Below are 22,333 nucleotides of genomic sequence, written 5' to 3'. Positions count from 1 at the left end.
GCGCATCAGGCTGCCAACAGGCCTGAATGACGGATCAGGGCCTCGGCGGAGGGCTCCCGGCCGCGAAAGGCTTCAAACACCTCGGAGGGGCTTCGGCTGCCGCCGAGGCCGAGCACCGTGTCGCGGAAGCGACGCCCCGTGCTCTTGACCTCTGGCTCATTGTCCAGGCCCACCTCCTCGAAGGCGCTGAAGGCATCGGCGCTGAGCACCTCGGCCCACTTGTAGGAGTAATACCCGGCTGAATATCCTCCCGCAAAAATGTGGCTGAAGGCGCAGAGAAAGGAATCCTCCGGAATCGGAGGCAGCACAGTGGTGGTGGTGGCGATCTGGCGGCGCAGGTCCTCAGGGCTCAGGCCCGTGGCGGGACTCCAGGCACTGTGCAGGCGCAGATCCACCAGGGCGAAGTGCACCTGGCGCAGGGTGGCGCTGCCGCCCATGAAGGTGCGCGCCGCCAGCAGCTTGGCGAACTCAGCCTCGGGAAGGGGCTCACCGCTCTGCCAGTGCCGGGCCATGCCCAGCAGCGTGGAACGGTCGTAACACCAGTTCTCCATGAACTGGCTGGGCAGCTCAACCGCATCCCACTCCACATGGTTGATGCCCGCGGCCTGGGGACGCTCGACGGTGGTGAGCATGTGCTGCAGCCCATGGCCGAATTCATGGAAGAGAGTTTCCACCTCCTCGAAGGTCATCAGGCTGGGGGTGTCCCCCACCGGCGGACTCTGGTTGCAGATCAGGTAGGCCACCGGCAGCACAGGGTTGCCGGCGGCATCCCGGGAGCGACCCAGGCAATCGTCCATCCAGGCGCCGCCACGCTTGCTGCCCGGACGGCTGTAGGGATCGAGATAGAAGCCGGCGATGGCTTTGTCGTTGGCCGCATCGAAAACACGGAAGAACCGCACATCGGGATGCCAGACCGGCGCCTCGCCATCAGCAGCTTCGATGCGGATGCCGAACAGCCGCCCGCAGAGGGCGAACAGCCCTTCGAGCACCCGCGGCAGGGGGAACCAGGGACGCAGGGCCTCCCCATGCAGGTCGAAGCTCTCCCGACGCAGCACCTCGGCCCAGAAGCTCACGTCCCAGGGTTTGAGCGCGCCGGCTTCGGGAGCGCCATGGCGCTCGGCGCAGGCGGCCAGGGCCTTCAGCTCCCGCTGCGCCGCCGGATAGGCCGCCGCGCGCAGGTCCTCCAGCAGGCGTTCCACCGCATCGACGGAGTCGGCCATCTTCGAGGCCAGGCTCACCTCGGCCCAGGTGGCGTAGCCCAGCCGAGCAGCCTGCTCACGTTTGAGGGTGAGAATGCGCTCGATCAGCGGACTGTTGTCGAGATCCCCCGATGAGGCACGGCTCACCTGGGCCTTGTAGAGCCGCTCGCGCAGGTCGCGGCGGCGGCTGTATTTGAGGAACGGCATGGCCCGGGGCATGTCCAGCCCCAGCAACCAGGGGCCCTTCTCAGCGCTGGGCTCGCTCCCGTCCGCCGCCTTCAGACCCGCATCCCGTGCCGCCTGGGCCAGCAGCTGGCGCAGGCTCTCAGGCAGACCGTCCACCTCCTCGGTGGAGTTCAGGGCGAGGCTCCAGCCGTTGGTGGCATCGAGCACGTGATTCCCGAAACGGGTGGCGAGCTCGGCGATCTCCTCACTGGCCGCATTGAAGGCGGCCTGGGCTTCGCCCTCCAGAGCCACCCCCCGCAGCTGCATGTCAAGCAGCTCAGCCTCGAGAATGCGCTCCTGGGTGGGATCCAGGGGCAGACTGCCGGCCCCGTGCTGCTCCTGCAGGCGCTCCAGGGCGTGGTAGATCGAGCGACTCTGGCCAACGCGATTGCCGAAGGCCACCACGGCCCCCTGCTGGCTCCGGTGCGCCTCACGCAGCTCCGGGCTGTTGCAGACGCCATTGAGATGGCTGACCACGCCCCAGCTCCAGCGCAGCCTCTCCCCCAGCCGCTGCAGGGGGTCCATCACCTGGGACCAGCCCAGGGGTTCGCCAGACCCCAGGGTCATGTTCAGGCCATCCTCCAGATCACTCAGGCCGGCATTGAGCTCCTGGAGCAGCAGCGGAATCTGCTGGCGCACCTGCTCGGGCTTGATCGCTGGAAAGTCAGGCAGGCCTTCGCCCCGCAACAGGGGAGGGGACAGCAGGGAGGCGCTCATGGCGGTGGTCCGCTTCGGTGAGCCCATTCCAGCCGATCAGCGGCGCCTTGGCGGTTCAGCCGAGAGCGGAAAGCCGTCCGATCGCCATCACGCTGGGACTGCTCAGACCCTCAGCCAGGGCCGTGGTCGTGGCGCCGTAGAAATCGATCGCCAGACGCGGCCAGAAGCCGATGGCCAGGGTGGGCACCAGCAGGCAGAGGCCGATCACCAGCTCCCGGGGCTTCATGTCGCCCACCACAGCCAGAGCCGGAATCCTGGGGCCGAAGAAAACACGACGGCAGAGAGAGAGCAGGTACACGGGAGTGAGCACCAGGCCGATGGCCGCCAGAACGATCGTGACCACCCTGAAGGGCACGGTGAAGCCATCGTTGGAGGTGATTCCGAGGAACACGGTGATCTCGCTGATGAAACCGCTCATCCCCGGCAGGGCCAGGGATGCAAGCGAACTGGCCAGGAAGAAGGCGAAGGTGATCGGCAGCACCTTGGCGAGGCCGCCCATGTTGGGAATCGAGAGGGTCCTGGTGCGCTCGTAGAACACCCCTGTGACGAAAAACATCGAGGCGGCGATCAGGCCGTGGCTGATCATCTGCAGCATCGCGCCACTCATGCCGAGGCTGTCGATGGCCCCGATGCCCAGCAGGACGAAGCCCATGTGGCTCACGGAGCTGCAGGCGATGCGCCGCTTGACGTTGTCCTGGGCAAAGGCGTTGAGGGCCCCGTAGATGATGTTGACGATGCCCAGCACCACCAGGGCAGGAGCGAGTTGCACATGGGCCTCTGGCAACATCTGAACGTTGAAGCGCAGCAGGGCATAACCACCCATCTTCAGCAGCACACCCGCCAGCAACATCGACACGGGCGCATTGGCCTCACCATGGGCGTCGGGCAGCCAGGTGTGCAGAGGGAACATCGGCAATTTGACCCCGAAGCCGATCAGGAAACCCAGATAACAGAGCAGACCGAAAGTTCCCCCGTAGGACCGCTGGCTGAGCTCCTGAAGATTGAGGGTGAAGCCGTCACCGCCCAGGGCCAGAGCCAGGCCGCTGATCAGAATCAGCAGGGAGGCTGTGGCGGTGTAGAGAATGAATTTGGTGGCGGCATACTGACGCTGGCTGCCACCCCAGATCGCAATCAGCAGATAGACCGGCACCAGCTCCAGTTCCCAGGCCAGAAAGAAGAGCAGGAAATCCTGGGACAGAAAAACCAGGGACTGAGCCGAAGCCTGCAGCAGCAACAGACCGAAGTAGAGCTGGGTTTTGCGGTTGACATTCCAACTGGCCGCCACAGCCAGCAGGGTGACCAGACCACTGAGGACCACGAGGGGAGCCGAGAGGCCATCGGCTCCAAGCGACCATTCCAGACCGAGGAGTGGCACCCAGGGCAACCGCTCCACGAGCTGCAGGCCACTGAACCCGCCATCGAAGTGCTGGCTGAACACCCACAGCATCAGAAGCAGGTCGAGCAGCAGGACCACCAGGGCGATGCTGCGGGGGGCCCGGGGGTCGGTGCCATCACCGGGGAGCAGGGGCATCAGCAGCGCACCCGCCGCTGGCAGCAGGGCGATCAGGCTGAGCCAGGGAAATGATGCAGGCAGGCTGGACGCAACCGTCAGGGGCAGAGTGACGTCCATTCGAGCCGGCGGCAGCGTTGGTTGTAGCCGGCTGGACCGGCTTTCGGGCACTGAATGTATCAGTTAGGTAGTTGTACTCAGGCGTGACCGCTCAGGGGCGATCGGGGAGGTCATGCCAGCGGCTACCGCTCAACTGGATCTGCAGCACCTCAGCCCGGGATGCGACGCCCTCCCGCTCCCAGGCCGCCACCATCGCCCGGCTCACGGCCTGGGCATGGTCGGCGCTGGCCAGGGCCAGCAGGCTGGGCCCGGCGCCGCTGATCACACAGCCCCACGCACCGGCGCCGAGGGCCGCCTGCCGCACCTGGCGCCCCCCCTGGATCAGCCCCCAGCGGTAGGGCTCATGCAGGCGGTCGTGCATACCATCAGCGATCAGATCGCCATTGCCGGTGCGCAGACCCTGCAGCAGGAGAGTGAGTGAACCCAGATTGACCACGGCGTCGGAAATCGGAATCACCTTGGGCATCACCCGCCGTGCCTCACTGGTGGAGAGACGGATGGCTGGAATCGTCACCACCACCTTGACGCTCTCGTGCCACTCGCAGCGCACCACCCTCCAGCGGTGGGAGGCCGCTTTCGCGGTCATGCAGAGGCCACCCAGCAGGGAGGGCACCACGTTGTCGGGATGCCCCTCGATGTCGATGGCCAGTTCCAGCAATTTCTCCTTGCTCAGCGGTTCACCCACCAGGGCGTTGGCACCGATCAGCCCCGCCACGATCGCCGTGGCGCTGCTTCCCAGCCCCCGGGCCGGAGGAACCGCCAGGCGAACCCGCGCCTCGAGAGCCACCGGCTGCTGCCCCGCCTCCTTCCACACCCTCTGGGCGGAGCGGTAGACGAGGTTGTCGGGTCCACCGCGCAGGTGGGCGCCCTCGCTGCCCTCGATCAGCAGATCGAAGCGCTCGCCATCGCCCTCGATGCAGCGCAGTTCGAAGCGGTTGTTCAACTCCAGGGCGGCACCCAGACAATCGAACCCTGGACCGAGGTTGGCGGTGGTCGCCGGCACATCCACCTGCACACCCTGCCCGATGCGGGGCCTCACCATCACGACCGTTCTGCTCGGGCCAGTGTCCCATCCACCCGATCAGCCCCGGGCCGAGCAGCCTCAGCCCAGCAGCATCCTCGCCCTGCAGGCGGCGCTGAACAGACCGGCCTCGGGATCACTCAGGGCGCGCAGCGGGATCTCCTCAAGCACGGGCGTCAGGCGTCCCTTGGCGGCAAAAGGTCCGAGAAAGGCCTGGGATCGCAGCCGGGGCAGCAGCTTCGCGGCGGTGCCGCCCCCCAGCCAGAGGCCACCGCGGCAGAGGCTCTGCAAGGCCAGATCTCCGGCCACGCTGCCGTAGGCACCCAGCCAGAGGTCGAGGGCATCACCGGCCGGGGCGTCCCCTTCGCCCGCGGCGGCGGCCACCAGGGCGGGCAGATCCGGTCGCTCCGCCTCCCCCCGGCGTTCGGCCAGAGCCCACAGGCCTGCGGACTCCGCCAGGGCATGGGTGGAGCTGGTCCCGGAATTGTTGAGGACCCAGCGGAAGACATGGCCCAGCCCGGTGCCGCTGACGATCCGCTCGATCGAGACCCGCTCCAGCGCCAGATCCTCCTGCAGCCACTGCTTCAACCGCCACTCCCGCTCCAGACGCGGCGCGAATTCCCCGTGGGCGGCCTCGCTGGCCAGGGCGATCAGACCCTGGGGGCCTGGGACCCCGATGGCCACCCCCAGGCCTGTTCCGGCCCCGAGGATCGCCAGGGGCCCAGGCCTGGACTGGCCCGGACGGACCATCGCCTGTTGCTCGGCCCCGAGGTGGGGCAGCCCGTAGATCAGCACGGCGAAGTCGTTCACCAACTCCAGCCGCTCCAGGCCGCAGGCCGCCTCCAGCTGGGGCTCCTCCAGCTCCCAGGGGAGGTTGGTCAGCCGCACCCGCCGGTCCTGCACAGGCCCGGCGATGGCCAGACAACCGTGGCTGGGGCGCTCGGATCCGGGATCGCCGCCGGCGAGGAAATGGCTCAGCAGGGCCGAAAAGTCGTCCCAGGCCGCCGATGGGTAACGCTGGCAGCGAAGCTGCACCAGCGAGCAGCCCTCCAGCCGGTAGATGGCCAGCAGGGTCTTGGTGCCACCGATGTCACCGGCCAGCAGGGTGGTCATGGAGAGGGCCGCTCAGGAAAGGCCACCGTCAGGCGCTGGAGGCCGGCGACGGCTCCAGGGACAGACCGGAGGCGCGGGTCTCACTGGCTGCCCGTGCCGCCGTCACCAGGGTTTGAGCCCGCACGCTGCCAAGGTCGCCATCGCGGCGGGAGCGGAGGCTGACACTGCCCTGCTCTGCCTCCTTGGCACCGATCACCGCCAGCACGGGGATCTTCTGCTGCTCCCCCTGGCGGATCAGCTTGCCGAGGCGATCGCCACTGCGATCGATGGCGGCGCGCACGCCTGCAACCCGAAGCTGACCCAGCAGCTCCTCGGCATAGGGAATCACCCCATCGGTGACCGGCAGCAGGCGCACCTGTTCGGGGGCCAGCCAGAAGGGAAAGTCCCCGGCATAGTTCTCGACCATGATCCCGAAGAATCGCTCCAGGGAGCCGAAGATGGCCCTGTGAATCATGATCGGCCGCTGGCGTGTTCCATCGGCGGCAACGTAATGGAGATCGAAGCGCTCAGGAAGATTGAAATCAAGCTGAATCGTGGAGCATTGCCACATCCTGCCGATGGCATCTTCGATCTTGATGTCGATCTTGGGGCCATAGAAGGCTCCGCCACCCTCATCAACTTTGTAGGGCCATCCCTTGCGATCTAGGGCCTCCATCAAGCCGGCGGTGGCGAGATCCCAGACAGCATCGTCTCCGATCGATTTCTCCGGCCGGGTGGACAGGTTCACCTCATAGGTATGAAAGTCGAAGCTGGAGAGAATTGTTTCGGTGAGGTTGAGCACTCCGAGAATCTCATCGCCGATCTGCTCGGGCAGACAGAAGATGTGGGCATCGTCCTGGGTGAAGCCGCGCACGCGCATCAGACCATGCATCACGCCGGGTCGCTCGTAGCGGTACACCGTTCCCAGCTCGGCCCAGCGGATCGGCAGCTCGCGGTAGGAGCGCAGGGTGCTGGCGTAGGTGAGCACGTGGAACGGGCAGTTCATCGGCTTGAGCTGATACTTCCGCTCATCCACCTCCATCGGCCCGAACATGCTCTCGCTGTAGAAGTCGAGGTGGCCGGAAGTTTTCCACAGGCTCAGGTCCGCCACATGGGGCGTGTAGAGCAGGTCGTAGCCCGCCGCGAAGTGGGCCTGCCGCCAGTAATCCTCAATCAGCAGGCGCATGCGCGCGCCGCGGGGATGCCAGAACACCAGACCGGCGCCGGCCTCATCCTCGATCGAGAACAGCTGGAGGTCGGTGCCGAGGCGGCGGTGATCACGGCGCAGAGCCTCCTGCTTGCGGTGCTTGTATTCCGCCAGCTGCTCCGCTGTCTGCCAGGCGGTGCCGTAGATCCGCTGCAGCTGGGCCCTGGTTTCATCACCGCGCCAGTAGGCGCCGGCCACGCTCTCGAGCTCGAAGGCCTTGGGGTTGAGCTCGCCGGTGTCGGCCACGTGGGGCCCGGCGCAGAGATCCCACCACTCCTCGCCCAGGGTGTAGAGGGTGATGGGCTCCTGGATTCCGGCAAGAATCTCAAGCTTGTAGGGCTCGTTCTGGGCCTTGATGCGCGCCTCGGCCTCCGCACGGCTCACTTCGAGGCGCTGCAGGGGCAATCTGCGGGCAATGATCTTGCCCATCTCCTTCTTGATGGCCTTGAGATCGGCCTCGGTGAAGGGTTCGGGGTTGTCGAAGTCGTAGTAGAAGCCGTTCTCGGTCCAGGGACCGATCGTGACCTGGGCCTTGGGAAACAGCTTCTGAACCGCCATGGCCAGCACATGGCTCATGGAATGGCGAATCCGCAGCAGCTCCGGACTCTCGCTCGTGCGCGGCAAGCGGAGCGGGGCGGTGTCACCGCCCAGGGTCACCGCCGGCTCCATGCTCGGGCCATGGCCAGCGGCCTGGAGCGTCGACGGGGTTGGGGACACGGAATTCGGCGAGGCCAGGGCAGATCCTACGCATCGGATTCAGCCTCGCAGGCCCATCGATTCCTAAGCTTGAGAGGTGAGTGACGTTCCCTCCACACCGGATTCGACCCCGATTCCAGGGGCAGCGGGCGAGCTGCTGGACCAGCTGCTGGGCTCGCTCCTGGTGGATTTCGACTTCTGGTTCCAGCGCGGGCTGGTGCTGCTGGAGCACTGTCCCGCCACGGTGCTGGCCACCGTCGAGCAGAACGCCCTCTGCGAGCGCCTGCAGACCGCCCGCAAGGAGCTGGTGGCCGCGCGGACCCTGCGTTCGGCCGCGCCGGTGAGCATGGCCCTCGACATGCAGGCCATGGCCCCCTGGCACCGGCTGGTGCTGAGCGTCTGGAACCTCTCGTCTGAGCTGCGCCAGGCGGGGGTTGTGCTGCCCGAGCTGCCCCCACCCCCCAAGTCTTGAACCGCCCAAGATCTCGATCGATCACACCGCGCCACCGCCAGGTGGCGCCTGGGTATCTGCTCTGGGCCCTGGGTTTGTTCGGGATCTGCGGTCTGCAGCGCTTCTATGCCCGTAAGCCCGTGAGCGGGACCCTCTGGCTGCTCACCTTCGGCCTCTGCTACATCGGTCAGCTGGTGGATCTGTTTCTGATCCCGGAGCTGGTGGATCAGGCCAACCAGCCCCTGTTGCTGGCGGAAGCCCTGGAGGCCCTTGAAGCCAGTGATCCCGCTGGAACGACCCTGCCACCCCTGGATCTCCAGCTGCTGTCCCTGGCCCGCAGGGCCGGCGCGAGCGGTTTCACATACAACGATGCCCTGCTGGAGTGCAAGCTCCCCCGCGACACCCCCCGCGAGACAGTCCGCCAGGAAATCGAGCGGCTTCTGCACGACGATCTGCTGGATGTGGGCAACGACGAGCGCGGCCGGGTGGTCTACCGGGAGCCCTGATCAACCCAGACGGCTGTCCGCCAGCTGCGGTGGCTGGCGATCGAGCTGCTGCTGAAAGAAGCGGCGCAGCTGGGTGGCGCTCTTGACCGGCTGGCCGTAGGCACTGCCTCCGTGGTGCAGGGGGAAGGAGGCCCACTCTCCGGCCAGGCGCGCCATCGCCTCGTTGCAGAGCTGACCCCGGTCGATCAGCTCGAGGGCCCCGCGCTGATCGGCCAGGTAGAGAGCCGCCTGGTCCTGGTTGGCGGGCCCGAAGCCGCGCAGACTCAGACTCCGGCTGGCCGACCTCCAGGTGGCGGGCAACATCTGATAGGCACCGGCGGCGGCACTGGCGTAGCGCTTCACCACCACGGTGTCGGGGTGGCGCTCCAGAGAACCCACCAGCTGGCCTCCGTAGAGGGTGCGGTAGCCCTGGGGGGAACCGTCGGCCCATGTGCCCTCCGCGAAGCGGATCGTGGCCAGCAGGGCCCTGCGATGGGGGGTGAGGTCGTAGCGGGCGGCGTTCTCCGAGGTGGGCGGCACGAGCGTCTCCGGCTTGGCCTCAGGCTCCGTGGTGGAGGGGGTGGAGCTGGCGGCAACAGCAACCGGAGGACTGGGGACGGCGGCCAGGGCCGAGCTGTAGCGGCTGGAGATCAGGGCCGGCAGGGCCAGCAGCAGGGCGGTGCTGCCCAGGGCGTCGATGGGCCCGCGGGATTTTCCCTTGCCAACCATGCAGAATCAAATCTTAAAGATTGCGAAACTGTGCTGGTTGGCACACCACATCCGGAACAGTGGTCGCCCAGGGCTGGACAATTAGGCTTCGATGTGTACATCGCGTGCTACGGCGGGCCCACCAGGGCCGAAGCAGGGCCAGCACTGGGGCCCTGACCCTCCGACCTACCACACGCAACTCAAGAAGCAAGCCCTGCCCGGGGGGCTGGATGATCAGGGCCGCTGATCCATCTCAAGCCGACGATCAGCTTGCCGGCAGGAATCCCATCGCCTCACGCACCCGCGTCAGCGAGCCCTCCGCCACTGCTGAGGCCCTCTCACGGCCGCTGCGCAGCACCTGATCGAGATAGCCCGGTTCCGCGAGGATGGCCTCGTAGCGCTCCTGCAGGGGGCGCAGGGCTTCCACAGCCGCCTCCGCCAGCAGAGGTTTGAACTGGCCCCAGCCCATCGAGGCGCACTCCCGGGCGGCGGCCTCGCGGCCCACCCCACTCAGCAGGGCATAAAGCGCCAGCAGGTTATCGGCCTCCGGACGCTCGGGATTGTCGAACTCCAGCCCCATCACCGGATCGGTTTTGGCCCGTTTGATCTTGCGGCTGATCAGCTCGGGGGGATCGAGCAGGTTGATGCGAGAGCCCTCATTGGGATCGCTCTTGCTCATCTTGCTGCGCCCATCCGCCAGGCTCATCACCCGGGCCCCCTCCGTGAGGATCAACGGCTCAGGCACCTTCAGCAGCGGCCGCTCCTCAGGGGCGAAGCGGGCATTGATGCGTTGCTGAGCGATGTCGCGAGCCAGTTCCAGATGCTGCTTCTGGTCTTCCCCCACCGGCACCAGATCGGCGTCGTAGAGCAGGATGTCGGCCGCCATCAGCACGGGATAGTCCAGCAGCCCCACCGAGACGTTCTCGCCCTGCTTGCGGGCCTTTTCCTTGAACTGGATCATCCGCTCCAGCCAGTTGAGCGGCGTGACGCAATTCAGCAGCCAGGTGAGTTCGCTGTGGGCCGTGACCTGGCTCTGCACGAAGACACAGGAGCGGGCCGGATCGATGCCACTGGCCAGGTACTGGGCCGCCGTGCGACGGGTGTTCTCCGCCAGCAGCGCAGGGTCGTGGGGAACGGTGATGGCGTGAAGGTCGACGACACAGAAGAAGGTGTCGTGGCTGTCCTGGAGGCTGACCCAGTTGCGAATGGCCCCGAGCCAGTTGCCGAGGTGAAGTGCGCCGGTGGGTTGCACACCGGAGAGAACCCGGGGCCTGCCGCTCACGGTTGGATCTCAGCCGCCTCGACGGAGGGCTGAGGCGCGTCATCCACTGGAGCGGAGATCTCCGCCTCGGCTGGAGGGGCCGGGGGACGACTGGGCCGGGCGAAAGGATCCGGTCGGCTGGAGCGCCGCTCACCACGACCCTCCGCCGCTCCGCGGCGGGTACGTTGCCCCTCTCGGGGAGCGCCTTCGTGGCGGGCGCCGCCGCCATGGGCACGGTGCTCGGCCAGCACGGCCTCAAGCTGCCCCTGCTCCAGCAACTGGGCGACGGTTCGGATCGAGAAACCCAGTGCCGCCACTGTGGAGCGGAGCTGGAAGGCCTCCTGAATGGCATGGGCGGCCCGCAGCTCGTTATCGCTCAGGCGGATGCGGAAACCGCCCGCATCACGATCACGCCCGCCGCCGCCGCCACGTCCTGACTCGATCCGCCGGGTGCGGGCGGCCTGCTCCTGCTCAGGCTGGGGCACTGCTGCTGTGTTCTCGTCGGCCATCGCCGGAGCCCTTCAATCAGGGGGCAAGTGTGCCGCATCAAGCGTTCCCGGGGCCACCAGCCAGAGCAGCCGATGGGGCTCGCCACTACCGATACGGGCCATCACCAGAAGCGGCAAGGGCCGAGGCCCCGCCATGGCGAAGCAGCGGCGGTAGCGGGAGAGGAAGTCGAGATACATCGTCAGGGTCCAACCGCCATGACCCCGCTCCTGGGCCTGCCAGTGGCGTTTCAGAGCCAGACCGCAGGCCTCCTGACCGAACTCCTGCCAGCAGTGGGCCTCGGCCGCTTCCGGACTCAGGCCCTGCCTGCACCAGTTGCGGAATGCCGCCAGCTCGGGAGCGGCGGCAGTGCAATCCGGGGGAAGCTGAGCCGCCAGCCGCTCCACAGCCACCTCCTGGAGCTGCAACCAGCAACGATCCAGCAGCAGCACCGGCAGGCGTCCGTGCCAGTGATCCTCCCGCTGCTGCCCGCGCAGGCGCCGGGCCAGCTGCAGCTCCAGGCGTGGGGTGAGCTTCAGACTGGTGGGCAGAGCCGTCTCAACCATGGCGAGGCCGCACGACTCCTCCAGTCTGGGGGTGATCCAGCCACTCTGTGCAGGACTGGTCGGCTGAGCTAGAGAGACTCTGCTTCGGCAGAGCCCCACCCCCTTGACCACTCCCGCCGCCTCCCAGGCCCAGGCCGATCACTCCAGCGAAGCCAGGGCCGCGACGTGGCGGCCGGGGATGCCCTGGATGCCAGCGGCGCTGGTGCTGGCAGGTGGGCTGGTAGTGGGAGACAGCCTGCATGGCGGCTGGTCAGGAGCTGTGATGGCCGCCGCCGCTGCCGCCGGGATGTGGTGGCTGAGCAGAGGCAAAACACCGATCAAGCCCCGCCTTCCCTCCAGCTGGAGCGGGTGGATGGAGCGCCTGGAGGGATTGCTCGAGCAGTTTGAGCAGCTCCGGGCAGGGCCCGCCGGCCCCGAAACGGCTGCTGACCAGCAGTTGCGCAGGCAGCGGCTCCAGGAATTGCGCGACCGTCAACCCCGCCGGCAACTTCAGGTGGGCCTTGCCGGGATGACCCTGCCGCCCGCAGGCCTCCAGCCAGCGCTGACGCAGGCCCTGAGGGCTCCCCTGCCGCTCTGTCTGCATTGGGGTTATCCGCTGAGCGGCCACAGCTCCGACTGGCGCTGGCCGCAGCTGTTCGAGCGCTGCGATCTGCTGCTCTTCCACCTGGAGCCCCCCCTGCGGGCGGCTGATCTGCGTTGGCTTGAAGCGCTCCCCGCGGGCCAGACGGTGGCCCTGCTGGTGGCAAGCCCCTGCACTGGGTCGCAGCCAGGGCTGCTTCAGGAATTGCGTGCCCAGCTGCCCGCGAACCTTTCCGATCAGGTGATCCTCTGGAGCGGCCAGGGCGACGATCTCGGCGAGGTGCTCGAGCCCTGCAGCCGGATGCTGCGGGCCCGTGGCCGGAACCTGCTGCTGCAGACCGAGCTTCGCTGCCTGGAGGCCCTCCATGGGGAATGGCAGAGCCTGCTGGAGGGCCTTCGGCGTCAGCGCCTGGAGGGACTGGTGCGGCGAACCCAGTGGCTGGTGGCCGCAGGCGTGTTCACGGCTCCGCTGCCCAGCGTCGATCTGCTGGTGCTGGCCGTGGCCAACGGCCTGATGCTCAAGGAGATGGCCGAGCTCTGGTCCTGCCCCTGGCAGATGCAGCAACTGCGGGAAGCGGCCACGGAACTGACCAAGGCAGCCCTGGCGCTGGGCATCACGGAATGGACCAGCCAGGCTCTGCTCAGCGCGATGCGGCTGGAGGGCACCACCTGGCTGGTGGGTGGAACGCTGCAGGCCCTCAGCGCCGCCTACCTCACCCGGGTGGTGGCCCATGCGATGGCCGACGTGCTCGCCCTCTCCAGCGGTGTTGCCGAGATGGACCTGCAGGCCCTCAAGCAGCAGGCCCCGCTGCTGGTGGCCAGGGCTGCTGAAGCGGAACGGCTCGACTGGAAAGGATTTCTTCAGCAGGGGCAGGCCTGGCTGCTCAGCCAGCCCGGTGCTGGGGTCAGGACAGCAGACTGACCGGCTCGAAACCAATGCTTCATGACGAGTTGATGAAGCAGTTCATGAAGTTATTCAAATACAGGCAACGTTTCGAAGGATTTCCTGACCAACTCAGGGGCTCTACTTAGCGTTGGGAAGCGCTTCTTACGTTTCAAGCTGGGTTCTGGTTGCTTCAGCCCGATCCGAGCCAGAGCACGACAAGCGTATCCATCCCGTCCTCATTCTTCCAATGACCACGGCCGTTCGCAGCGGACGCGCTGGCTCCTGGGAAAGCTTCTGTCAGTGGGTCACCTCCACCGACAACCGCATCTATGTCGGTTGGTTCGGTGTGCTGATGATTCCCTGTCTTCTCTCAGCCACCATCTGCTTCATCATTGCCTTCATCGCTGCTCCCCCCGTCGACATCGACGGCATCCGGGAGCCCGTCGCAGGATCGTTCCTCTACGGCAACAACATCATCTCCGGCGCCGTTGTTCCTTCGAGCAACGCCATCGGCCTGCACTTCTACCCGATCTGGGAAGCCGCCAGCCTCGATGAGTGGCTGTACAACGGCGGCCCCTACCAGCTGGTTGTCTTCCACTTCCTGATCGGCATCGCCTGCTACATGGGCCGCCAGTGGGAGCTCTCCTACCGCCTGGGCATGCGCCCCTGGATCTGCGTCGCCTACTCGGCGCCCCTCTCGGCCGCCTTCGCCGTTTTCCTGATCTATCCCTTCGGTCAGGGCTCCTTCTCCGACGGCATGCCCCTCGGCATCTCCGGCACCTTCAACTTCATGCTGGTGTTCCAGGCTGAGCACAACATCCTGATGCACCCCTTCCACATGCTGGGTGTGGCCGGTGTGTTCGGTGGCTCCCTGTTCTCCGCCATGCACGGTTCGCTGGTGACCTCCTCCCTGGTGCGTGAAACCACCGAGAGCGAGAGCCAGAACTACGGTTACAAGTTCGGTCAGGAAGAAGAGACCTACAACATCGTGGCTGCCCACGGTTACTTCGGTCGCCTGATCTTCCAGTACGCCTCCTTCAACAACAGCCGCAGCCTGCACTTCTTCCTGGCTGCCTGGCCTGTGGTCGGCATCTGGTTCACCGCCCTCGGCGTGAGCACGATGGCCTTCAACCTGAACGGTTTCAACTTCAACCAGTCGATCCTGGATTCCCAGGGCCGTGTGATCAACACCTGGGCCGATGTGATCAACCGCGCCAACCTCGGCTTCGAGGTGATGCACGAGCGCAACGCCCACAACTTCCCGCTCGATCTGGCCACCAGCGAGATCGTGCCCCTGGCACTGACCGCTCCCTCCATCGGCTGATCCAGGCTGGTTCCGCTCCTTCGCAGCGACAGTCCGGATCCTTCCAGCCCCTGCCTGTGGCAGGGGCTTTTTGCTGCCGGGTGAACAGCCTGCCTGCTGTTGCGGACAGAGCTTCTCTAGGATTGTCGTCTCTGAGTGGCGGCGTTTGGGATCTCGTCCAGGGGGAGAGGCATCGGCCGCAGGCCGGAGCCCTGGCGCTGGGGCCCTGAGCTGGCTGATCGCCGCCCTCGTGCTGCCGGCCCTGGTGAGCTGCCGCGGCTCAGAACCCGCCGCCTCGCCCCCTTCCAGCCCTGCCGGTGGGTCAGATGATCGCCCCCTGGTGATCACCACCTTCACCGTTCTGGCCGACATGGCCCGCAACGTGGCCGGTGATCATCTCCGCGTGGAATCGATCACCAAGCTGGGGGCGGAGATCCATGGCTACGAGCCCACCCCGAGCGATCTGCGCCGGGTCGAGGGGGCCTCGCTGGTGCTGGAGAACGGCCTGAACCTGGAGCGCTGGAGTGATCGCTTCCTGGCAGGAATGCCGAAGCTGAAGCGTTCCACCCTCACCGCTGGGATCACGCCACTGCCGATCACCGAGGATGCCTACCAAGGGAAACCCAATCCCCATGCCTGGATGTCCCCTCGCCTCGCTGAGATCTACGTGGACAACATCCGTGAGGCCTTCAGCCAGCTCGATCCGGCCAACGCCGAGGATTACCGTCGCCGCGCCGAGGATTATCGCGGCCAGCTGCGGGCGCTCGACCAGGAGTTGCGCCGCGAGCTGGCCACGATCCCGGCGCCCAGGCGGGTGCTGGCCAGTTGCGAGGGGGCCTTCACCTACCTGGCGAAGGACTACGGCCTCGATGAGGCCTACCTCTGGCCGGTGAATGCAGAGTCCCAGGTCACCCCCCAGCGGATGGCGCGGCTGATCGCCACCGTGCGCCAGCGGCAGGTGCCGGCTGTCTTCTGTGAGAGCACCGTCAGCGACAAGGTGCAACGCCAGGTGGCCCAGCAGAGCGGTGCCCGCTTCGGTGGTGTGTTCTACGTCGATTCGCTCTCCTCGCCGCAGGGGGACGCCCCGACCCTGCTGAAGCTGCAGCGCCACAACGTGAGCACCCTGATCAAGGGCCTGAAGGGAAGCTGATCGCATGGCCGCCCACCCCGACCTGGCCCCCAACGCCGAGCGCATCCGCGTCAGCCACCTCTGCGTGAGCTACCACGGGGTCGTGGCCCTCCACGACGTCTCTCTGAAGGTGAATGCCGGCAGCATCTGTGGCCTGGTGGGCACCAACGGAGCCGGCAAATCAACCCTGTTCAAGGCCCTGATGGGCTTTGTGCGCCCCTCCCAGGGGGAGATCAGCATCAACGGCCTGCCCCTGCGTCAGGCCCTGCGTCGTCAGGCGGTGGCCTACGTGCCCCAGATGGAGAGCGTCGACTGGAATTTCCCGATCCACGTGGCCAACGTGGTGATGATGGGCCGCTACGGCGGCATGAACCTGCTGCGCATTCCAGGCCGTGACGACCACCGGGCCGTGCGCAAAAGCCTGGAGCGGGTGGAGCTCTGGCATCTGCGCCACCGCCAGATCGGTGAACTCTCCGGCGGTCAGCGCAAAAGGGCCTTCCTGGCGCGGGCCCTGGCCCAGGGCGCCTCGGTGCTGCTGCTCGATGAGCCCTTCGCCGGCGTCGACATCCGCACGGAGCGGTTGATGATCGAGCTGTTCCAGCAGTTCCGCGCCGAGGGACGCACCCTGCTGATCTCCACCCACGACCTCTCCCATGTGACCGGTTTCTGCGATGAGGTGGTGCTGATCAACAAGACCGTGCTGGCCTACGGCGAGACCTCCGAGGTGTTCACCGAAGAGAACCTGGCGCGAACCTTCGGCGGCAGTCCGGCGCAACTGCTGACCAGCCCGGGAGTGGAGCCACAGCCGGAAACGGGGAGCGAGCCCTGATGGATCCCCTGGTCTGGCTGCTGGAGCCGTTGCGCCACGACTTCATGGTGCGGGCTCTTCTGGTGAGCGCTCTGGTGGCGGGAGTCTGCGGGCTGCTCTCCTGCTTCATGACCCTCAAGGGCTGGGCCCTGATGGGGGATGCGGTCTCCCACGCCGTGATGCCGGGGGTGGTGATCGCCTATGCGCTGAACCTGCCCTTCGCCCTGGGGGCCTTCGTGTTCGGGGTGGGCTCGGTTGCCGTGATCGGCTACATCAAGCAGATGACCCGGATCAAGGAGGACACGGTGATCGGCCTGGTCTTCACCGGGTTCTTCGCACTGGGTCTCACGCTGGTCTCAAAGGTGCGCAGCACCATCGACCTCACCCACATCCTGTTCGGCAACGTGCTGGGCATCAGCGCCGACGACATCCGGCAGACCGTGCTGATCAGCCTGCTGGTGCTGGCGTTGCTGCTGCTGTTCCGGCGCGACCTGATCCTGTTCTGCTTCGACCCCACCCACGCCCGCTCGATCGGGGTGAACACGGGCTTCCTCCACTACCTGCTGCTCTCGGTGCTCTCCCTGGCGGCGGTGGCGGGCCTGCAGACCGTGGGCATCATTCTGGTGGTGGCGATGCTGGTGACACCGGGAGCCACCGCTTACCTGCTCACTGACCGCTTCGACCGGATGACCTGGATCGCCATCGGCTCAGCCGTTCTCTCCAGCGTGCTGGGCATCTACTGGAGCTATTGGATGGATGCCTCCACGGCGGGCTGCATCGTGCTGGTGCAGACGGGGCTGTTTCTGCTCAGCTTCCTGTTCGCCCCCCGGCACGGCCTGCTGGCCCAGCAGCGCCGTTGACGCCGGTGGATCAGCCAAGGCCAAGCCGGAGCTGGCCCTGGTGGCCCCTGCTGCCCCTCTACCCCTACGGCCTTCGCCGCACCCTGGTGCGCACACTGATCCCCGCTCAGGTCTGGAGCTTCGAGCAACTGCAGGGGATCCTCTACGTGGCAGTGCCGATCCGCATGACGGTGCTGCGTCTGCGAGAGGGCCTGTTGCTGTACGCCCCGGTGGCCCCCACCGAGGAGCTGCTGGGGGAGCTGCGTGCCCTGGAGCAGCGCTATGGAGCCGTGCGCACGATCGTGCTGCCCACCAGCTCGGGCCTTGAGCACAAACTGCCGGTGCCGGCCATGGCCAGGGCCTTCCCTCAGGCGGAGGTGTGGGTGAGCCCCAGGCAATGGAGTTTTCCACTGACGCTGCCGCTCCCCTGGCTGGGCTTCCCCCCCTCCCGCACGCGGGTGCTCTTCGAGGATGGTGTGCCCCACGGGCAGGAACTCTCCTGGCACCCGCTCGGCCCCATCGACCTGGGGGCAGGCACGTTCATGGAGGTGGCCTGTCTGCACCGAGCCAGTGGGAGCCTGCTGGTCACCGACGCCCTGGTGGCCATCCCGCCGGAGCCGCCTGAGCTGTTCGAGGCCGACCCCACTCCGCTTCTCTTCCATGGCCGTGACCGGGGCGATCAGCCTCTGGCCGACAGCCCTGAGCAACGACGGCGCGGCTGGTGGCGGATGGTGCTGTTCGCCTCCTACCTGCGACCCGAGGCCGTATCAGTGCCTGGGATCAGAGAGGTGTTCAGCCAGGCCCTGCAACCGGGCCTGCGCCATCCGAGCGCCTACTTCGGCCTCTATCCCTTTCGCTGGGCGCCCGGCTGGGAGCAGGAATTCAGGTCCATGCTGGGCCCTGACGGGCAGCCGCGCCTGCAGGTGGCACCAGTGCTGGAGCGTCTGGTGTTCCCACGCTGCCGGGAGGCCCTGATCCACTGGCTCGAAAACCTGGGCACACTGAAGGAGCTGCGCTGGCTGGTGCCAGCGCACTACGACGCCCCGGTGGCCTGCTGCGGAGACGATCTGCTTGCTCTGGCAGCGGCCCTCAACGAACGGGCCTGGGCTCCGTCTGAGGGCTCCTGGTCGTATCTGGCCGGCATCGATCAGGCCCTGGTGCGCTGGGGAGTCGTGCCGATCGAACCAGTGAGCTGAGCAGAGGGTCTGGCGGCTGGTCGGCCGGATCTCAGAGCTTGAGTTCGCCCGGGTCGGCATCCAGACCGCCCTCGCCGAAGAGCGTGGTTTCCAGCTCCATGCGCTGCTCCATCTGGCGCAGGAAGTAGCCGGTCATCATGGCGGAAGCAAGCAGACCGGCCAGATTGTCGCGGCTGGTCTGAATCTTCACTTCGAACTGCTCACCGGGGAGCATCCCCAGCAGGCCCTGAACGTTATGGCGAATGATGTCCTGGATGTCGCCGCTGGCCGAGCGTGCAACCCTCTGAAGCACATCGGGTGACTGATCCTGCAGGTATTCGATCAGGGAATTGCCGCTGATCGCTTCGCTGTCGGTGGTCAGGAACTCCGGGTTGAACATGCCCCTCCGGCGTGATCCGTTTCTGAGGCTGCACCATAACGCAAGCGTTCAGCTCACCCAGTCGCGGTGGTGGGTGAGAACCGTATCGGGCCCAGATGGCGCAGGGGCCAGTAACGGAACACGGCCGTACCGATCACGTGATCGGACGGCAGGGGTCCCCAGAGGTGGGAGTCGAGGCTGGCATTGCGGTTATCCCCCATGACCAGCAGATGCCCAGCCGGCACGGTCAGCGGTGGGAGCTCGTAATCGATCGGCTCGGCCCGCCAGGGCTCGCTCACCACCGCGCCGTTGCGCCGCAGCTCACCATCAGCCACCTCAATCCGATCGCCAGGCACCCCCACCACCCGCTTGATCAGGGCGGCCCGGGGGTCGTAACCGGCGGCGAGCAGAGGATCGGGTGGATGGAACACCACGATCGACCCCCGCGGCAGCGTTGCAACCAGCCGGGGCCTGAGCTTCTCCACCAGGATCCGGTCCTCCAGCTGAAGGGTGGGCAGCATGGAGCCGGAGGGGATCCAACGGGGTTCCATCACCTGCCAGCGCAGCAGCAGGGCCACCCCCACCCAGAGCAGCAGGGGAATCAGCTGGCGGGCCACGCCCCAGCGGCGGCTTGCGCCGGACGGGGACATGGCCGAAGGAGATGGAGGGGGATTGGGCATGATCGCTCCATCCTGAAGCGGTGGCGGACCCGGTGAGCCAGGAGCAGCCCAGACGGCAGGGTGATCGGGCCGAGGCCAATCTCAGGGCAGCGGCGCACCTGCTGCTGGAGCTGCTGGCGCTTGGGGTTGAGCGAGTCGTGCTCTGCCCGGGCAGCCGCTCGGGGCCCCTGGCGGCGGCGGCCGGGCTGCTGCTGCACCGGGGGCTGAAGCTGCACACGGCCATCGATGAGCGATCGGCGGGGTTCTTCGCCGTGGGCCTGGCCAGGGCCGAGGGCAAACCGTCGGCGGTGATCACCACCTCCGGGACCGCCGTGGCCAACCTTCTGCCCGCTGTGGTGGAAGCCGACAGCGGCGCCATTCCGCTGCTGTTGCTCAGCGCCGACCGTCCGCTGCGGCTGAAGAATCGCGGGGCCAATCAGACCGTGAACCAGGAGGCATTCCTCGCCCCCTGCTGCCGCTGGTTCGGCCAGGGCGACAACCGGGGCCTGGACGCCATGGACCGCGCTGCCCTCCAGGCCCTGGCCAGGCGGGCCCATCGGATGGCCCTGGCCGCTCCGATGGGGCCCGTGCACCTGAATCTGCCCTTCGAGGAGCCGCTCCATGCGGGAGCGGAGGCCCTGCAACGGCTGGTCGATGAGCTTGGAGGAATCGATCGGACCGCTGCAGAGATCAGTGGTGGACCGGGCCAGGATCCCGGAGTCAGCCCCGCTGAGCCGGCCAGCGCCGGCGAAACCATGGGCAGCGATCACCTGCTCGGCCTGGATCCCGATCGCCCCGGTGTGATCGTGGCGGGACCCTGGCGGGGCAGGCCCGAGCACTGGCCCGGCTTCGCCGCCGCTGTAGGGCGCTGGCAGCAGCGCAGTGGCTGGCCACTGCTGGCGGATGGGCTCTCCGGCCTGCGGGGTCAGGCGGGGCTGCAGCTGGTGGCCGGCTACGACCTGATCCTCGAGGACCCCGATCCCGCCCTGGCCCCCGGCCAGATGCTGAGGCTGGGGCCGCTGCCGGCCAGCCGGCGGCTGCAGGCCTGGCTCTCAGCCAGCGGCGGCCATCAGGTGCTGATCAGCGAAGCGGATCCGCGTGACCTTGATCCCCTGGGCACAGCGACGGCGCGCCACAGCGGTGGGCTGGAGGCCTGGAGCGCTGCCCTGCCCGCCGCGCTCTGGCAGGGGAGCACCGGCACCAGGGCCAACCAGGACTTCCTGGCCCTCTGGCGGACCTCCGAAACAAGCAGTCAGAGCTGGCTGAACAGGCAGCTCCAGCAGCAGACCAGCGGCGCCAGGCCCGATGAACCCAGCCTGGTCCGGGCCCTCGGCCGGCTGTTACCGCCGGGCCGGGCGGTGATGCTGGCCAGCAGCAGCCCCGTCCGTGACTGGGAGAGCTTCTCCGATCCCAGCGGCCCCGCCAGGCCCCTGTACGGCTTCCGGGGGGCGTCGGGAATCGATGGCACGCTCTCACTGGCGGCCGGCCTGGCGGAGAGTCTCGGTGGGCTGGTGCTGCTCTGCGGCGACCTGGCCCTGCTCCACGACAGCAACGGCTGGCTCTGGCACCACCAGCTGCGGGGCCAGCTCACCGTGGTGCTGATCGAGAACGGAGGCGGCGGCATCTTCGAGCAACTGCCGATCCGGGCCTCACCGCCCCTGGATTTCGAGCGCCTGTTCGCCATGGGGCAGCCGCTGGAGCACACCGCCCTGGCGGCCGCCCATGGGGTGCCCTGGCGTCGGGTGGCGGCCCTGGCGGAGTTGGGCGAGGCCCTGGGCTGGGCCCTGAGGCAGCCGGTGGCTCTGCTGGAGGTGAAAACCGACCGCCTCGCCGATGCCCAGCTGCGCCAGCGCTTGCGCCAGGACTGCCCACGCCCGCAGCTCAGAATGGCTCCTCCCCAGCCCCCGCCGCGATGAGCGCCGATCCCACGCCGGCTGACGTCCCAAGCCCCGGCCCGGTGCTGCCGGGGGAGAGCCCGGTGCGCTGGCAGCCCGCCGCCAGCTACGACGACATCCGCTTTGACCTCTGCGACGAGGGAATCGCCCGCATCGCCATCAACCGTCCGGCCAAACGCAACGCCTTCCGCCCTCGCACGGTGGTGGAGCTCCACGACGCCTTCAGCCGGGTGCGCGACGACCCACGGGTGGGGGTGGTGCTGTTCACCGGCGTGGGCCCGGCGGCCGACGGGGGCTACGCCTTCTGCGCCGGCGGGGACCAGAGCGTGCGCGGCGATGGCGGCTACCTCGATGACAGCGGCCTGCCGCGACTGAACGTGCTCGATCTGCAACGCCAGATCCGCTCCCTGCCCAAGGTGGTGATCGCCCTGGTGGCGGGCTACGCCATCGGCGGCGGCCAGGTGCTGCATCTGCTCTGCGACCTCAGCCTGGCGGCGGAAAACGCGGCGTTCGGCCAGACGGGGCCGCGGGTGGGCAGCTTCGACGGCGGCTTCGGCGCCGGCTATCTGGCGCGCCTGGTGGGCCAGCGCAAGGCCCGTGAAATCTGGTTCCTCTGCCGCCGGTACAACGCCGAGGAGGCCCTGGCCATGGGACTGGTGAACGCGGTGGTGCCGCTGCAGGAGCTGGAGGCTGAGGGGGTGCGCTGGGCCCGGGAGGTGCTGCAGCACAGCCCCACGGCGATCCGTTGCCTCAAGGCCTCCTTCAACGCTGAAACCGATGGCCTGGCCGGCATCCAGGAACTGGCGGGCCAGGCCACCCATCTCTTCTATCGAACCGCCGAGGGTCAGGAGGGCCGCAATGCCTTCCTGGAGAAGCGCGATCCCGACTTCAGCGATGCCCCCTGGCTGCCCTGAACCCAAATGGCCATCAAGCCACT

The 22,333-nt window shown here is 67.3% G+C and carries 21 protein-coding genes; 10 read left to right on the top strand and 11 right to left on the bottom strand.

Going from position 1 to position 22,333, the window contains the following annotated elements; genetic code table 11:
• Nucleotides 1–5: 5 nt before the first annotated feature.
• From FPZ61_RS02610 to thrS, 5 genes are all read right to left on the bottom strand, one after another.
• Nucleotides 6–2,141: a M3 family metallopeptidase gene (locus FPZ61_RS02610; protein ID WP_185464522.1), complete on the bottom strand. Its 2,136-nt coding sequence runs from the start codon at nucleotides 2,139–2,141 to the stop codon at nucleotides 6–8.
• 55 nt (nucleotides 2,142–2,196) lie between these two features.
• Nucleotides 2,197–3,771, bottom strand: a complete 1,575-nt coding sequence (locus FPZ61_RS02605) for an NAD(P)H-quinone oxidoreductase subunit 4 (RefSeq protein WP_185464523.1) — start codon at nucleotides 3,769–3,771, stop codon at nucleotides 2,197–2,199.
• A gap of 91 nt (nucleotides 3,772–3,862) precedes the next feature.
• On the bottom strand, nucleotides 3,863–4,813 hold the full coding sequence (gene thrB / locus FPZ61_RS02600) for a homoserine kinase (protein WP_185464524.1): 951 nt from the start codon (nucleotides 4,811–4,813) through the stop codon (nucleotides 3,863–3,865).
• A gap of 60 nt (nucleotides 4,814–4,873) precedes the next feature.
• The gene (locus tag FPZ61_RS02595; RefSeq protein ID WP_185464525.1) at nucleotides 4,874–5,905 is read right to left on the bottom strand and encodes a glucokinase; all 1,032 of its coding nucleotides are present in this window, start codon (nucleotides 5,903–5,905) and stop codon (nucleotides 4,874–4,876) included.
• Nucleotides 5,906–5,933: 28 nt separating this feature from the next.
• Nucleotides 5,934–7,760, bottom strand: coding sequence for a threonine--tRNA ligase (gene thrS / locus FPZ61_RS02590; RefSeq protein ID WP_185464688.1), 1,827 nt, complete (start codon nucleotides 7,758–7,760; stop codon nucleotides 5,934–5,936).
• A 124-nt stretch (nucleotides 7,761–7,884) separates the two neighbouring features.
• Here thrS and FPZ61_RS02585 point away from each other — a divergent pair, with 124 nt between their 5' ends.
• A complete protein-coding gene (locus FPZ61_RS02585) occupies nucleotides 7,885–8,259 on the top strand; it encodes a DUF2605 family protein (RefSeq protein ID WP_185464526.1) in 375 nt (124 codons plus the stop codon).
• A gap of 41 nt (nucleotides 8,260–8,300) precedes the next feature.
• Nucleotides 8,301–8,744 carry a TM2 domain-containing protein gene (locus FPZ61_RS02580; RefSeq protein ID WP_259738663.1) on the top strand — a complete coding sequence of 148 codons (444 nt, stop codon included), beginning with the start codon at nucleotides 8,301–8,303 and terminating at the stop codon, nucleotides 8,742–8,744.
• On the opposite strand, the gene FPZ61_RS02575 is transcribed toward FPZ61_RS02580, so the two are convergent.
• From FPZ61_RS02575 to FPZ61_RS02560, 4 genes are all read right to left on the bottom strand, one after another.
• Nucleotides 8,745–9,452: a glycoside hydrolase family 104 protein gene (locus tag FPZ61_RS02575; protein WP_185464528.1), complete on the bottom strand. Its 708-nt coding sequence runs from the start codon at nucleotides 9,450–9,452 to the stop codon at nucleotides 8,745–8,747.
• A 244-nt stretch (nucleotides 9,453–9,696) separates the two neighbouring features.
• Entirely contained in the window at nucleotides 9,697–10,713 is a 1,017-nt protein-coding gene (gene trpS, locus FPZ61_RS02570) for a tryptophan--tRNA ligase (protein ID WP_185464529.1), read from the bottom strand.
• A complete protein-coding gene (locus FPZ61_RS02565) occupies nucleotides 10,710–11,201 on the bottom strand; it encodes a hypothetical protein (RefSeq protein ID WP_255441292.1) in 492 nt (163 codons plus the stop codon). Before FPZ61_RS02565 ends, trpS begins: the two co-directional genes overlap by 4 nt.
• A gap of 12 nt (nucleotides 11,202–11,213) precedes the next feature.
• Nucleotides 11,214–11,744: a hypothetical protein gene (locus FPZ61_RS02560; protein ID WP_185464530.1), complete on the bottom strand. Its 531-nt coding sequence runs from the start codon at nucleotides 11,742–11,744 to the stop codon at nucleotides 11,214–11,216.
• A 103-nt stretch (nucleotides 11,745–11,847) separates the two neighbouring features.
• On the opposite strand from FPZ61_RS02560, the gene FPZ61_RS02555 reads away from it, so the two are divergent.
• From FPZ61_RS02555 to FPZ61_RS02530, 6 genes are all read left to right on the top strand, one after another.
• Nucleotides 11,848–13,245 (top strand): YcjF family protein, encoded by a 1,398-nt coding sequence (locus FPZ61_RS02555; protein ID WP_255441291.1) that lies wholly within the window; start codon nucleotides 11,848–11,850, stop codon nucleotides 13,243–13,245.
• A 211-nt stretch (nucleotides 13,246–13,456) separates the two neighbouring features.
• Complete coding sequence (gene psbA, locus FPZ61_RS02550; RefSeq protein ID WP_185464531.1) at nucleotides 13,457–14,533, top strand: photosystem II q(b) protein; 1,077 nt, start codon at nucleotides 13,457–13,459, stop codon at nucleotides 14,531–14,533.
• Between the two features lie 205 nt (nucleotides 14,534–14,738).
• The gene (locus tag FPZ61_RS02545) at nucleotides 14,739–15,662 is read left to right on the top strand and encodes a metal ABC transporter substrate-binding protein (protein WP_185464690.1); all 924 of its coding nucleotides are present in this window, start codon (nucleotides 14,739–14,741) and stop codon (nucleotides 15,660–15,662) included.
• 4 nt (nucleotides 15,663–15,666) lie between these two features.
• A complete protein-coding gene (locus tag FPZ61_RS02540) occupies nucleotides 15,667–16,470 on the top strand; it encodes a metal ABC transporter ATP-binding protein (protein ID WP_185464532.1) in 804 nt (267 codons plus the stop codon).
• Nucleotides 16,470–17,309 carry a metal ABC transporter permease gene (locus tag FPZ61_RS02535; RefSeq protein WP_185464533.1) on the top strand — a complete coding sequence of 280 codons (840 nt, stop codon included), beginning with the start codon at nucleotides 16,470–16,472 and terminating at the stop codon, nucleotides 17,307–17,309. Before FPZ61_RS02540 ends, FPZ61_RS02535 begins: the two co-directional genes overlap by 1 nt.
• Nucleotides 17,306–18,484, top strand: coding sequence for a DUF4336 domain-containing protein (locus FPZ61_RS02530; RefSeq protein WP_185464534.1), 1,179 nt, complete (start codon nucleotides 17,306–17,308; stop codon nucleotides 18,482–18,484). The genes FPZ61_RS02535 and FPZ61_RS02530 overlap by 4 nt, the downstream gene beginning before the upstream one ends.
• A gap of 31 nt (nucleotides 18,485–18,515) precedes the next feature.
• Here FPZ61_RS02530 and FPZ61_RS02525 read toward each other — a convergent pair whose 3' ends face one another.
• Nucleotides 18,516–18,863, bottom strand: coding sequence for a DUF760 domain-containing protein (locus FPZ61_RS02525; protein WP_185464535.1), 348 nt, complete (start codon nucleotides 18,861–18,863; stop codon nucleotides 18,516–18,518).
• A 53-nt stretch (nucleotides 18,864–18,916) separates the two neighbouring features.
• Nucleotides 18,917–19,492: a signal peptidase I gene (lepB, locus tag FPZ61_RS02520; RefSeq protein WP_185464536.1), complete on the bottom strand. Its 576-nt coding sequence runs from the start codon at nucleotides 19,490–19,492 to the stop codon at nucleotides 18,917–18,919.
• A 50-nt stretch (nucleotides 19,493–19,542) separates the two neighbouring features.
• Between lepB and menD the strand changes: the two genes are divergently transcribed.
• On the top strand, nucleotides 19,543–21,417 hold the full coding sequence (gene menD, locus FPZ61_RS02515) for a 2-succinyl-5-enolpyruvyl-6-hydroxy-3-cyclohexene-1-carboxylic-acid synthase (protein ID WP_370593325.1): 1,875 nt from the start codon (nucleotides 19,543–19,545) through the stop codon (nucleotides 21,415–21,417).
• Entirely contained in the window at nucleotides 21,414–22,310 is an 897-nt protein-coding gene (gene menB / locus FPZ61_RS02510) for a 1,4-dihydroxy-2-naphthoyl-CoA synthase (protein ID WP_185464537.1), read from the top strand. The genes menD and menB overlap by 4 nt, the downstream gene beginning before the upstream one ends.
• The last annotated feature ends 23 nt before the right edge of the window (nucleotides 22,311–22,333 follow it).

The sequence above is a fragment of the Synechococcus sp. BSA11S genome (genome assembly GCF_014224355.1).
Lineage (GTDB): Bacteria > Cyanobacteriota > Cyanobacteriia > PCC-6307 > Cyanobiaceae > Regnicoccus_A.
This window is presented reverse-complemented; position numbering and strand designations above follow the sequence as displayed.